Genomic DNA, 13232 nt, shown 5'->3' on the forward strand with positions numbered 1-13232 from the left:
AAATTTATGCAAAAAGCCTATGGGCGAGTGTCTATCCTATCGTAGCTTTTGCCAAAAATTAATTGTAAAAAATTCACGTTTAGTTTGGCAAGTACCGATACTTTAGGCTTTACCTCGTGACGCAAAGCGTATATTTAAAAAAGCATAAGAGAATTACGCTAAAGATCAAATTTGTTTCGCATTTTCTATAAATTTTTAGTGGTAGGCTTTGTGTAAATTTGACTATAAAAACAAATTTGATATCCGTCTTTGGTCTTTGTTGCAGCGCAAACATTGCAAGATAGCTTTAAAAAGCACAAGAATAAAACCTATTTTTTCATCGTCAGAGCTTGAATTTATTTTATGATCTCTATGTCTTTTAGGGGCATGCTCCATATAAAAACAAAATTTCACACCCTCGGCACTTATATGCATTTTTTATCGCCAAAGCTTAAATTTAACTCGTATTTTCCATGATTTTATCGGCGAAACTTGTCTAAATTTTATTGAGTGAAAACAAATTTTTCATAAATACCAGTAGCTTTGTTGCAGCGCAAAGTCAAATTTATAAAATAAGATAAGACCTAAGAGCCAAATCCCATCTTTTTATCCTCGCCAAAGCTTGAGCTTAACTCGCGCTCTATCGTGGTTTTGAAGTCCTCAAAGGTAAAGATCCCATCATCTTTTATCGCCACTTTTAAGGCGGTATTTTTTAGCGCAAGGACGATCTGGGCGCCACTTAGGTTAAACTCAGCCAGCCTTTCTACGCTAAAGCCGTCTTCAAAGCTCGCATTTTCAGGCAAAATTTTACGCCAAATGGCAAGCCTACCGTTATAATCAGGCTTTTTAAACTCGATTTTGTAGTCAAATCTCCTTGAAAACGCCACGTCAAGGCTTTGCAAGAAATTTGTCGTAGCTATGAGCACGCCCTCAAAGCGCTCGATCTGCTCTAAGAAGATATTTTGCATTTGATTATGCATCTTTTCAGCCCCGCTCGAGCTCTCCACTCTCATGCTTAAAAACTGATCGGCTTCGTTTAGCAAGAGCACCGGCTCGCTGCCACTTTTTTTGCAAATTTCTTTGTAAGTGTCAAAAATTTTTCTTACATTTTGCTCGCTCTCGCCGACATATTTGCTTAAAATTTTTGAGCAGTCAAAGCTTAGAATTTGCTTCTTTAGGCTCTTTGCAAGCCCAACTGCGCTCATGGTCTTGCCAGTGCCAGGCTCGCCGTAAAAGATGATCTTAGCGTCTATATTTTTCCTAGTTTTTATGCCCCAGCTGCTAAGTCTAGCAAGCACTTTTTTATCGACTTGCTTTAGTATCGTGCTTAAAAGCTGCTTTGTCTTTTCATTTAGCACGACGTCTTCTAGGCTCGTTACTGGCTCTATTAGCTCAAAAATTTCTTGCTCTTTTACCAGACTTTCGATCTTGATTTTCTTGCTGTTTTTGTCATTTTTTGGGTGCATTATGCTTTGCAAAATTTCTTCGTTTATAAAAAAGCTTTTGCTAACGTTGCCATAAGCGTTTAAAACCTCGTCGTAGTCGATAAGTGCGCCCTCTATGAGCCTTGAGCCGTCCTCTAAAAGAGTGCGATTTTTGATGCGTTCAAGCTCATCTTTGCTTATTAGCCCAACTAGCGTGTTTAGGTCGCGGCCGTTTTCAAAGTCGCCCGCGTACTCCTCTTTTAAAAGGGCTAAAAATATGATCTGCTCTTTTTCATCAAGTGAATTTTCTTTAAAAATTTGCTCTATTTTTAGGCTAATCTTGCTTAGTTTTACGCGCTCGTTTATCCGCTTTGTAAGCTCAGAAATTTGCTCATTTATGCGCTTTTTAGCGTCATTTGAGCCACCTTCAAATATCGCAGCCTTTGAGTAAAGCTCTATCTTTAAAAACTGATCTTTTAAATACTCCAAATGATCTTCATAAGGTGCAAGCTCTGGTAAGCTTATATCAGCGTTGCCATCTTCAAGTATCTTTAAAAACGTGCTTGAGAGTGAAATTTCAGAGTGAAGTAGCGAGAGTAGCCCTTGGTTTGAGCTTTTTTGCGGGCTCTCTGGCATTTTAAAAAGGCCGTAGTTTTGCACTATCCAGCCACTATCTAGCAAATTTTTTATAAATTTAAGGTATAAAAGCTGCTTGTCATTTTGTGTGCCAAAAACAGCTCCAAGCAGCTCATAAACGCTCATGCTAGCCGTTCCTTGCACGTAGGCTTTGCTTAGATATTTTAAAATTTCTCCCTCTTCATCTCCGCACTTTATAAGCTCGTAAATTTTACTTTTTTTGAGATCTTGGTTTAGAAAATCAAGCAAATATTTCACTAAATTTTATCCTTTATCTGCTCTTTTAGCACGCGTTTTAGCACCTTTCCAGTTGCGTTTCTAGGCAGCTCCTCGGCAAAATAAATGCTTTTTGGAATTTTGAAATTTGCTAAATTTTTCTTTAGATGCTCTCTAACCGTCTTTTCATCAAGATCCATACCATCTTTTACCTGTATGAAAGCGACGACCTCTTCGTCTGCGTGCACGTCTTTTACGCCAATCACTGCTGCAGCTTCGACGGCTTCAAGTTTATAGATCACCTCTTCGATCTCGCGTGGATAGATGTTTATGCCCTTTGATATGATGAGGTCTTTTTTGCGATCAACGATATAGATAAAGCCATCTTCATCGATCTTGCCAAGATCTCCAGTCTTTAGCCAGCCATTTATGATGGTCTCATCTGTCACGCCTGGCATGCCGTAGTAGCCTTGCATGACGCAGTCGCCTTTTACGATGATCTCGCCGATCTGGCCAACTGGAAGCTCCATCATCTCATCATCTACGATCTTGACCTCATAGCCATTTAGCGCAGGGCCCACGCTTAGAAGCTTTTGCTTGTCAAATAAATTTGCCGCTACGACTGGCGAGCATTCGCTAAGGCCGTATCCTTCAACGAGCGTCGCGCGCGGGAATTTCACTCTAAAATCATCGATCGTTTGCTTAGCGAGCGGAGCAGCGCCACTTACAAATAGCCTTATGCGGTTAAACCATCTAAAATACCAAGGAATTTTTGCCTTGCCGATGGCTGTATATATGGCTGGGATACCCAAAAATACAGTAACTCTTTTAAGTAGCGTCTGTTTTAGCACATTTGAAAATGGAAAGACCGATCTTACAAGCACCATCGAAGCGCCTGCATATATCGGTAAAAGCACCATCGCTGTGAGCGTAAAGCTATGAAACATCGGCAAAAATACGATAAATCTATCGCTTTTTTTAACCTTAAAACGCTCATGAGCGCCGATGACGTTTGAGAAGATATTTTTATAGCTTATCATAGCACCCTTTGGCTTGCCTGTAGTGCCTGAGGTGTAGATGATGTGCATGAGATCGTCTATCTTAGGGTATTTTGTGATGCTTAGAGTGTATTTGTGATTTAGCGCTTCGCTGAAATTTACATTTTTTACAACGCCGTTATTTTCATAGTCCTTGCTCATATCCTCTTTTGAAATTTGTGGTGTAGAAGATAGATAAGCACTCTCGCCATACTCCTCATCAACGCTTACATAGTCGTCTTTTGAGGCGCTTTGAAGTTTTTTTGGCGTTTGACCGATCCAGATGATCTTTCTTAAAATTTCAAGCTCGCTTAGTGCTATTAGCTCCTTTGCAAGCGAGCTGGAAGCAAAGAGCACCCTTGCGCCGCAATCGTTTAAGATATACTCAAACTCATTTGTTTTTAAAAAGGTATTCATCGGCACTGCGACCGCTCCGATAGCCGTGATAGCAAGGTATGAGATGATAAATTCTTTTGAATTTGCCACCGCCATAGCCACTTTGTCGCCAAAATTTACTCCGCAAAGCTGCAAGTAAGCTGCCACTTTATCGACGTTTTGCTTTATTTCGTGGTATTTTAGCTTCTCTTTTTCATCAAAGATCGCTATCTGGTTTGGACTCTGCTTTGCTACTTTGGTCAAAATTTCATAAAAATTATTATAAGAGTATTGCATTTTTAGCCCTAGAAAGAGTATTTAAATGTCATTGCAGCTATCTGGACGCTACTCGCGTCAAATTCGCCAGACATTGTGCCAGTGCCATTGCGAGTACCATTTTTTATACCTGTCGCACGTTTTTTGTCTCGGTGCTGATAGAGATAGCCTAGCCCTAGCTCTAAATTTGGCGTAAATTTATAGTTTGCCCCAAACGAATATGCCTGAGAGGTGGTGTTTGGAAGCTCTAAGCCAGTGTGTTCGCTACTAGTTATATCCTCATCGTATGAAAAGCCAGCCATTAGTCTAAGCTTCTCATTTACATCGTAAGCAAGGCCTATCCTATATGTGTTTGTATCTTTTGCGTTTTTAACGACTGGATCGTCCATAAATGCCTTAAAGTATCTACCTAGAATAGGGTGTGAATGAGCTGCTGTCTTATCATCATATTCAAAGTCATAATCTTTAAATTTAGACCAGTAAGTCCTCTCAAAAGCTAGCAAAAGGGTAAAGTCGCTAAATTTATATCCAGTCGCAAGCACTAGCTGAGCAGGTAGAGGGATCTCAACTCTTGTTTTGCCATGATAGCTTATAGGTGCTAGCTGCCCGTTAAAATCAGCATCAGCGCTACCTTTAAGCTCTAAATTTACCTTCGAGCGGTAAGTCACTGCAAAGCTAAGCTCCTCGGTAGGTCTATATGTAAGAGCGACGTTGTAGCCGTAGTTTATGCCATCGCCTTGTATCTCTCTGTAGCCAAAACGTCCAAAGTCACTTGCTATCTTGCCCTTGCTATAAACGCCTCTAGCGCCCAGAGCAATGGCAAGTTTGTCATTTATGCGGTAAGCTACAGTTGGATTTAGCTCGACAACTTGTAGTTTAAACCTCTTGCCAGTAAAAGCAGTCTCTGGATCCTCCCACGAGATGCCAACAGCAGCAGGCACAGCAAGGGCTAGTCCAAATCTCCAGTTTTCATAAATTTCTGGCGTTACAAAGCTAAATGTGCCAGCTAGTGAGTCAAATTTCTTTGAGCTGTAGCTCTTGCCATCATCGCTTTTAAAGTCGATGGAATTTATATGAAACCAACCAAGCGTGCTTTCAAAATGGTGAAGCCCGTCTAAAAACATCATATTTGCAGGGTTAAAATAAGCCGCATCAGCCCCAAAACTAAAGGCTACGTTACTAGCAGCAAGCCCCAAAGAATCAGTACTTTGCTCAGGGACCTTGTAACCCCCAGCATTTAATAAAGAACACGTCGCAACAATGCTTAAAAGCACTCTTTTCATAGCTTTTCCTTTTCTAGGTTTCTTAGAATTTTGATCTCATCTTCCCAAATACTCTCGTCAATCGTCTCTAAAATCAAGGGAATTTCGCCTATTTTATCATCATTTATTATATTTTCAAAAGCGCCAAGCCCAAGCTCGCCCTTGCCAAGGCTCTCATGCCTATCTTTTTTTGAGCCAAGCCCAAATTTAGCGTCATTTAGGTGCATGCCAGATAGAAATTTATAGCCGATGATCGCATCAAATTCGCCCATCGTCTTAGCGTAAGCCTCTTTGCTTCTTAGATCGTACCCAGCGGCAAATGCGTGGCAAGTGTCGATGCAAACGCCAACTCTGCTCTCATCGTCTGCTCGCTCGATCAGATACGCCAGCTGCGCAAAGTCAAAGCCTAAATTTGAGCCTTGTGCGGCTGTGTTTTCGATGACAAGCTTTACGTCGCTTGTGCGTTTTAGCGCTGCGTTTATGCAGCCAGCGATGTTATCTAGGCACTCATTTTGGCTTATCTGCTTTAGGTGCGAGCCTGGGTGGAAATTTAAAAGCTTTAGTCCAAGCTTGCTAGCTCGCTCTATCTCGTCGATAAAGGCTTCAAGGGACTTAGCTCTTGCCTCTTTTTCTGGATGGCCTAAATTTATGAGGTAGCTTGCGTGTGGCAAGACGTGATCGGCGCTTATGCCAGAGGCTTTTAAATTTGCTTTAAACTGCTCTATCTCACCCTCACTTAGCTCTTTTGCGCTCCATTGGCGCTGATTTTTTGTAAAAAGCGCAAAGGCATTTGCTCCTATTTTTGCAGCATTTATCGGTGCGTTAAAGACGCCTCCAGCCGCACTTACGTGAGCTCCAATGTATCTCATTTTAACTCTTTTATTATCACTTTTATTTTATTTTTGCTGTCGATAAATTTGACGTAGTTATCGCAAACTTCGTATTTTATAAAATAAGAACTTAGATCTTGTCTAAAGCCGCACTCTGTGGTGCTTAGACCTTTGCCGTCATAAATTTTTTGCCTTTGTAAAATCTCTTCAAAAAGGCTCTCATAATGCGGCGCTAGAAAAAATTTCTCGTTAAATTCAGTCTTTTTAAAACAAGCGCTATTTACGCAAATTTTGTCCTTTATGTTGATATTTGCCGTATTTACGCCAGAGCTATAAATTTGTAAATTTAGATCATTTTTATAAATGTGAAAAAATCCAACATCATTTATCTTTATCATCGGAGAAAATAAAGTGACCTGAAAGGCTTGTGAGCTTTGCGGTGTTTTAGTCGCAACACAGCCTGAAAAAATGAGAGCAGATAATAAAACAAGTGAGAATTTCTTCAACGATTTGTCCTTTTATGTAAATTTAAGTTAAAAAGTAATATAATCCCAACTTCATAACCGACCGTGGCCCATTCGTCTAGCGGTTAGGACATCGCCCTTTCACGGCGGTAACACGAGTTCGAGTCTCGTATGGGTCACCACTTCTAAAAGACAAAATCTTATCCACATAAGCTTTAAAATCTAGTTAATCCAAATTTCAAGCTTTCTAAAAACAAATTCTTAAATTTTCGTTTTGTAAAGAGAGATCAAATTTCACGTCTAGTAAAATTTAAAAAAGAGGTTTCGCGCGAGCATAAAAGCAAAAAGCAGTTAAATTTAGCCCTTTAAAAGGCTCTAAATTAACTGCTTAAATTTACATCTGATGTGGCTTACCTAGTAAAAATCCCTGCGCATACGAAATTCCAAATTTCTTTATATATTCTAAAATTTCTTCGTTGCTCACAAACTCAGCCACTATCTTATAGCCTTGTCTTCTAGCAAAGCTCACGATAGTCTCAACCAAAACCCTTGCGTTTTCATCGGTTGGTAGCTTTTTGATGATCGAGCCATCTATCTTGATGTTATCGATATCAAGCTCTAAAATTCGGTAGTAGTTAGAGTAGCCAGAGCCAAAGTCATCGATTGAGATTTTACATCCATATTTTTTAGCTCTTTTTATAAATTCATTTGCCATTCCGTAGTCGCTAAGCTCTTCGCTCTCTAGCATCTCAAAGCAAACTCTACTAGGATCTGGGCAGCTCTCTAGCTTTTCATCTAAAATTTCTCTAACACCAGGATCTGTTAGATCCGAGCTTGAAAGGTTGATAGAAAATGTATAGTCTGGATATTTTTTAACTAGATCAAAGGCTAGAGCGATCACTTTTTTTGTTATCTGAAGATAAAGTTGCGTTTTCATCGCGATCTCTAAAAATTCGCCTGGGTAGCGGATCTTGCCATTTTGATCGACTATGCGCACCAAAACTTCGTAGTATTTTGCCTCTGTTTCATTTTCATGCACGTTAAAAATTCCCTGACACTCGACTATCACCTTGTCGTTTTCTAGGGCGTACTCGATGAGTTCGGTTATGAGTTGGTTTTTATAGTATCTCATCTCGATCGCATCGTTTTCTAGGTAGTAGTAGATCTCGTTGCCGCTATCGCTTGCTTGTTGATTAGCTAGGATTGACTGCATTAGGCGGTTTGTTTGCGGTGTGTCATTTGATAAAGATACACCAAGAGTTATCTTGATGCCAGGTAGATTTTCAAATTTACCGTCTATCTCGATATTCATCCTGCTAAAGTTAAAATACTCTTTTATAAAGCCGATATCTCTAACGATGTCATCGCCTTGATACCAGATGTAAAACGCATCATCTTGAAACCTAAATAGCTCAGCATTTATAGAGTAGGTATCAACGCAGAGTTTTAGTGTATTTGCCACCGCTTTTAACATAGCGTCAATAACCTTTGTCTGGTAGAAAAATCTTAGCATCTTGTAGTTTTTGATGCTTATGCTGATCACAATTCCATCTTTTTTCGCCTCTATCATCTCAGTCAGAGCAAAATAGTTTCCAAAGCCAGTTAGTTTGTCGATTGAGGATTGAATTTTTATCTGCTCATTTTTTTGAGTTAGCTCTTTAAGCATGCTAAGCTCTTTTGTCCTATCAAGCTTTATAGCCATGTAGCCCTCTAGCTTGCCCTCAAAGAAAAATGGCGCAAAACGCACCTTCTCATAGAGCAGCTTGCCGCTTTTTGTCCTGCTTATTAGTTCGTCGCTCTCCCATGAGATGTGCTTATTTATAGCATTTCTTATCTCAGCGTAAAAGCTCTCTGGGTGCATGTTTGATTTTAAAATTTTAGGGCTTTTTCCGATAACGTCTTTTAGTTTATAACCAGTTTTTGCCTCAAAGGTTTTATTTGCATATAAAATTTTATTGTTATTGTCACAAAAGACTATAGAGCTGTGTCCCGCATCCACTGTCGTTTTTAGAAGTTTTATCTGTTTTAACTGCTTAGCTAGTACCCTTGCTTGATAAAAAGTTAAAGCGCAAAATAACACAAAGCTGATAAAGCAAAGCACTTGCATTATTACTATATTTCGTATCATTATTTTGTAAGAGGCTAGGGTGTCATCTCTAAATTTTCTTAGTGTTTCTCCAAGTTTTAGATCAACAGAGTCTTGAGCTACGGCACTTAGGTTTTTTGCAAATTCAAGCGCGTAAGTTGCCTTATTTAGCACCAAGATCGCCTTTGCGTCGTTTTTGTAGGTATCTTTATACTTTTGTATCTGCTCTTTTGTTTGATTTAGCGTCTCAGGGCTAATTATGGCTGAGCTTTTTATCGCGTGAAATATCACATTGAGCGCATCTAGCTTCTTCTCTGATGCTATTTCAAACTCACCTGATAAGATATAAGCAGCCATTGACGAGCTAGCGTAGTTTGACCTATCTACAAGCCTTTGTTTTTTTAAAAAGTCGTCGTTTATGACCTTTAAAGTTTTGGCATTTTTCTCTTGGTAAAAGACATGTATGATCTCGTTTAGCTCATCAAGTCTGGTCAAATTTTGATCAAAACTTTTTAAATTTTTATTTACATCGTCGTAGTTTAGACGAAGTACGTTATTTTCTAAGCTAAAGCTTAGCTCGTTATCTAGCAAGATAAGGCTTAAGATCGTATCGTTAAATTTACTAACAGCAGTAACTGCTCTATTTGCCATATAGATGTAAGCTGAGCTAAAGAAAAAGACGATCGCTAGGACGATTAAGATGATATTTGCTTGTCTTTTATTCATTTAGTATCCTAGGTCTGCGTCCATTTAGTGTTAGCAAAAATTTATAAATTTGCTCCAGCTCTTCGCTATTTAGTGTGTGGATCAGCTGATGATAGCTCACAAAGCCTATGACCTCTTTTAGATCGCTCATTTCGCCACTGCTTAGATATGGAGCCGTTCTTGCTACATTTCTAAGCGAAGGCACACGCATAAGGCGTCTGCTCTCACCTGCATCCTTTAAGCCCACGTTTTGCATCAAATTCCCACCTAAATTTCTACCATTGTGGCATGCCACACAGCCTACTTTATTAAAGAGCTCAAAGCCTTTTTTTGCCTCAGTGTTTATGGAGTCGTCATTGCCAGCTAGATACTCATCAAATGGCGAATCTATGCTTAAAATAGCCTTTTCAAATTCTGCCAAAGCACCTACTATATTTTCATAGTTTATGCCATCACTATATGCATCATTAAATAAAATCCCATACTCGCCTATACTTTTTACTTTTTTTACTATCTCATCTTTGTTTGAATTTAGCTCATTTCTAGAATTTATCGACTCTTTTACTTGATCTTTTAAGCTTCTTACCCTGCCATCGGTAAAAAATAGAAAATTTAAAGCCGAATTTAGCACGCTAGGTGGGTTTATAACGCCCTTTTGGCTGGTATAAGATGAGTTTGTGCCGCTTAAATTCCAGTATAAGTTGTGGCAAGTTTCGCATGAGTAGTTTTCAGTGGTGCTTAGTCTTTTGTCAAAAAAGAGCTTCTTACCGATGTAGGCTTGTTTTTCGTTATATTTTGATGAAAGCACTGGCTCAAATGATGAATTTGCGCTCAAAATGCAAAAAGATACTACCATCCAAAATAAAACTTTTTTCATAAAATCTCCATATTCTTGAGCGTCATTATAGCGGAATTCTTTTTCATAACTACCAAATCGGCTAAATTGTAAAAAATTTAGTTTTTATTTGCATTTTGAAAAAAATGTTGTATAATCCGCCAAATTTTTAATTTCAAGGAGGAAACCATGAAAAAAGGTTTTACAATGATCGAGTTGATCTTCGTGATCGTGATTTTAGGTATATTAGCTGCGGTTGCTATACCAAGACTAGCTGCAACAAGGGACGATGCAGAGATAGCTAAAACTGCTGCAAATATACAAACGCTTGTTTCTGACCTAGGCTCTTACTATACTTCACAGGGTAGTTTTGCTGCCACTAGCGGTACTGGTTCTGCTGCTTCTACTACTCCAGATATAGCAAAAATGACTAATGTTTCAAATCCTGTTAAAGCTAAAAGTGATGATTGTTTAACAATAGGAGCTATAAAGACCGATGGTGAGATCACCGCAACTATAGGCAAATCTGGTCTTTGTGCGCAAGTTTGGACATTACCAGGTTTAACAAATGTTGAATCAATTATAAAAAGTACTGCTAATAACAAGACAGTAGATACACTTAAATTTGGTGGCATGGGTATAAAATACTAAAAATATATAACTTTTTGGCAAGGAGAAATTCCTTGCCACTCTTCTTTAACTTAATTTTAAAATTTATCTTTCATTTATAAAAATTCTAGTTATAATCTCGCAACTTCAAATTCAAGGATGAAGTAATGAAAAAAGCTTTTACTATGATAGAGCTCATCTTTGTAATAGTTGTTATTGGCGTATTAGCAGCTATTGCTATCCCAAGGATCAGTGCTACAAGAGATGATGCGGTCTTAGTAAAGAGTATGGCGGAGATTAGAACCGCTATCGAAGAGATAAATGCCTACTATATATCACAAGGCAAACTAGCTCTTGATACTACAAACAATAAAGTTAAATTTAAAGAGATGACAAATGCTGGGGTTGTGGATAGCTCTGGCGATCTTGGCTTTTTTGCCAAAAATGAAAAGTGCATTTCATTAAAATTCTTTGCTGCAGACCAAAGCTGCTTAGGAGTAGATATCAGCGAGCAAGGCTTATGTAAAAAACTTTGGGAAGCTCCAGAATTTAAGCGCTTTAGCCAGACCATGATAAAGCCAGCACAAGGAGCATTGCCAGCTCATATCAGCTTTAGTGCTGTTCGCATCGTTTTTTAGCTAGATATTTTTATTAAAAGTTTTAAAGTCTGAAATTTACACTTAATTCTTGAAATTTTATAAAAATAAAGTCCAAAACTAATTTTTTCTTGACAACAATAACATTTTTAGATAGAATGCGACTTTTTAATGAGGTAGTGGCATAAACTTACAAACACGACTCAGGCGGGGTGTAGCGCAGTCTGGTTAGCGCATCTGGTTTGGGACCAGAGGGCCGAAGGTTCGAATCCTTTCACCCCGACCATGTTAAACGGTGAGTGTAGCTCAGTCGGTTAGAGCATCAGATTGTGGTCCTGAGGGTCGTGGGTTCGATTCCCATCACTCACCCCATTTTGGGCGCTCGTAGCTCAATTGGATAGAGCGACAGACTTCGGATCTGTAGGTTATGGGTTCGACTCCTATCGGGCGCGCCACTTTAAAGACTTTATGCGCTCATAGCTCAGCTGGATAGAGCAACGGCCTTCTAAGCCGTAGGCCTCAGGTTCGAATCCTGATGGGCGTACCACTTATTATTGTTGTGCGGATGTGGTGAAATTGGCAGACACGCCAGACTTAGGATCTGGTGCCCCACGGCGTGGAGGTTCAAGTCCTCTCATCCGCACCATCTTTTTTAAACTCCATTTTAAAACTTTCAGAAACTCGATTTTCATTTGATTTTATTAAATTTATTTATTCAAAATTTAGCAAAAATTTTATTTATCAAATGATCCGCATTAAATTTGTAAAATTTATAGATCAAATTCTTAAATTTACACTTTTGGTAATAAAAATTTAGAAGCGAGTGTAGTAGCGTTGCTGGCTGTCGCTTTTAGTAACGCTTAAAGACGCACTGTTTGGCTTGATGAGCTATTTTGAGCCATTTTTGGTGAGTTTAACAACGCACTTTTGCTTCAAACAAGATCGATCAGTGCTGGCAGAAAGATCGGCTGGTTGCAGATGAAGCACTACTCTAAAATTTGAGTGCAAATTTTAAAAATCTAGAGGTTAAATTTAGTCATTTTGGGCGTAAATTTAAAAACGTTAAGGCTGTGATGCTTAAAAAACAATAGAGGCAGTCAATTTGAACCATTAGACAAACATATTTTTGTGCGGTTTGTGGCAATTAGTCGTAAATTCTAAAAACATAAAATTTTAGGACTAAATCTAGTTTTTTGGGTTTAAATTTAAAAATTTGGACGCTGTGAGTTCAAATAATAAAATAAGTCAAATTTGAAATGTGGGCGATAAATTTATCTGGTAAAAACGGCTTTTGTAGGTTGCATGAAGGCAAGGTTTATCAAATGTAGCGAATTGGTTGCGTTTGATATGCCCACTAAATTTAACTACAAAACCAAATGAGATAAAAATTTATGGCTAAATTTGTTTGTTGTGGCTTAAATTTTGAAGCTGCGATACTTAAAAAAGAGACCAAATTTACAACGAAAGCGCTAAATTTGAGCTACCAGAAAAAGATGCTTTTTTATGGTTTGTGTTCTAGCAATGTCCTAATGGCTCGTGATAATTGGGGATAGCTGCGGTTGATATGCGCTTACTGAATTTGACTATAAATAGAAATTTACGTCTAAATTTAACCATTTCGGGAGCTAAATTTAAAAAGATAAAACAGGGTAAATTTACAAAAAGAAGTAATAAGAAAATGCTGATATTATGTGCGGGGGCATTGCTTGTGGTTATCGACAACGCAGTTGATTATAGTTAATGTATTCTCATCAAAATTTTTAATAGCATAGAATTTACGACCAAATTTAACTATCTCAGGAGCCAAATTCTGCTAGTAAATTTGTATCTTGAGCTAAATTTAAAGAGTAAAACAGGGTGGATTGTGAATTTACGCTAGTAGAAAATGGTTTCCTTGTGTCG

10 protein-coding genes and 6 tRNA genes are annotated in these 13232 nt (G+C 38.5%); 9 read left to right on the top strand and 7 right to left on the bottom strand.

Translation table 11 applies throughout. From position 1 onward, the window contains the following. Window positions 1-563: 563 nt before the first annotated feature. The 5 genes from CYO89_RS07650 to CYO89_RS07670 are packed head-to-tail and all read right to left on the bottom strand — an operon-like array spanning window position 564 to window position 6541. A complete protein-coding gene (locus CYO89_RS07650) occupies window positions 564-2297 on the bottom strand; it encodes an ATP-binding protein (protein WP_103597850.1) in 1734 nt (577 codons plus the stop codon). Next, a complete protein-coding gene (locus tag CYO89_RS07655) occupies window positions 2297-3964 on the bottom strand; it encodes a fatty acid--CoA ligase (protein ID WP_103597851.1) in 1668 nt (555 codons plus the stop codon). Before CYO89_RS07655 ends, CYO89_RS07650 begins: the two co-directional genes overlap by 1 nt. Before the next feature lie 8 nt (window positions 3965-3972). Next, entirely contained in the window at window positions 3973-5226 is a 1254-nt protein-coding gene (locus CYO89_RS07660; RefSeq protein ID WP_103597852.1) for an OmpP1/FadL family transporter, read from the bottom strand. Beyond that, window positions 5223-6074, bottom strand: a complete 852-nt coding sequence (nfo, locus tag CYO89_RS07665) for a deoxyribonuclease IV (RefSeq protein WP_103597853.1) — start codon at window positions 6072-6074, stop codon at window positions 5223-5225. Before nfo ends, CYO89_RS07660 begins: the two co-directional genes overlap by 4 nt. Continuing rightward, the gene (locus CYO89_RS07670) at window positions 6071-6541 is read right to left on the bottom strand and encodes a hypothetical protein (RefSeq protein WP_103568727.1); all 471 of its coding nucleotides are present in this window, start codon (window positions 6539-6541) and stop codon (window positions 6071-6073) included. Before CYO89_RS07670 ends, nfo begins: the two co-directional genes overlap by 4 nt. A 65-nt stretch (window positions 6542-6606) precedes the next feature. Here CYO89_RS07670 and CYO89_RS07675 point away from each other — a divergent pair. Then, a tRNA-Glu gene (locus CYO89_RS07675) sits at window positions 6607-6681 on the top strand. A gap of 212 nt (window positions 6682-6893) precedes the next feature. On the opposite strand, the gene CYO89_RS07680 is transcribed toward CYO89_RS07675, so the two are convergent. Both CYO89_RS07680 and CYO89_RS07685 read right to left on the bottom strand, forming a co-directional pair. Continuing rightward, a complete protein-coding gene (locus tag CYO89_RS07680; RefSeq protein ID WP_103597854.1) occupies window positions 6894-9311 on the bottom strand; it encodes a bifunctional diguanylate cyclase/phosphodiesterase in 2418 nt (805 codons plus the stop codon). Beyond that, window positions 9304-10167, bottom strand: coding sequence for a cytochrome-c peroxidase (locus CYO89_RS07685; RefSeq protein ID WP_103597855.1), 864 nt, complete (start codon window positions 10165-10167; stop codon window positions 9304-9306). Before CYO89_RS07685 ends, CYO89_RS07680 begins: the two co-directional genes overlap by 8 nt. Before the next feature lie 147 nt (window positions 10168-10314). Here CYO89_RS07685 and CYO89_RS07690 point away from each other — a divergent pair, with 147 nt between their 5' ends. The 8 genes from CYO89_RS07690 to CYO89_RS07730 all read left to right on the top strand — a co-directional run bounded on the left by CYO89_RS07690 (window position 10315) and on the right by CYO89_RS07730 (window position 13071). Beyond that, entirely contained in the window at window positions 10315-10776 is a 462-nt protein-coding gene (locus CYO89_RS07690) for a type II secretion system protein (protein WP_012001028.1), read from the top strand. A gap of 125 nt (window positions 10777-10901) precedes the next feature. Beyond that, window positions 10902-11372, top strand: coding sequence for a type II secretion system protein (locus CYO89_RS07695; RefSeq protein WP_103597856.1), 471 nt, complete (start codon window positions 10902-10904; stop codon window positions 11370-11372). Between the two features lie 166 nt (window positions 11373-11538). Next, a tRNA-Pro gene (locus CYO89_RS07700) sits at window positions 11539-11616 on the top strand. A gap of 9 nt (window positions 11617-11625) precedes the next feature. Further along, window positions 11626-11702: transfer RNA gene (locus tag CYO89_RS07705), tRNA-His, on the top strand. A 6-nt stretch (window positions 11703-11708) separates the two neighbouring features. Beyond that, window positions 11709-11785, top strand: a tRNA-Arg gene (locus CYO89_RS07710). A 15-nt stretch (window positions 11786-11800) separates the two neighbouring features. Then, window positions 11801-11877 (top strand) — tRNA-Arg (locus tag CYO89_RS07715). A 14-nt stretch (window positions 11878-11891) separates the two neighbouring features. Next, window positions 11892-11976 (top strand) — tRNA-Leu (locus CYO89_RS07720). An 897-nt stretch (window positions 11977-12873) separates the two neighbouring features. Next, window positions 12874-13071, top strand: a complete 198-nt coding sequence (locus CYO89_RS07730) for a hypothetical protein (RefSeq protein ID WP_103597858.1) — start codon at window positions 12874-12876, stop codon at window positions 13069-13071. The last annotated feature ends 161 nt before the right edge of the window (window positions 13072-13232 follow it).

This window comes from Campylobacter concisus, assembly GCF_002913765.1.
In the GTDB taxonomy this organism is placed as follows: Bacteria; Campylobacterota; Campylobacteria; order Campylobacterales; family Campylobacteraceae; genus Campylobacter_A; species Campylobacter_A concisus_BB.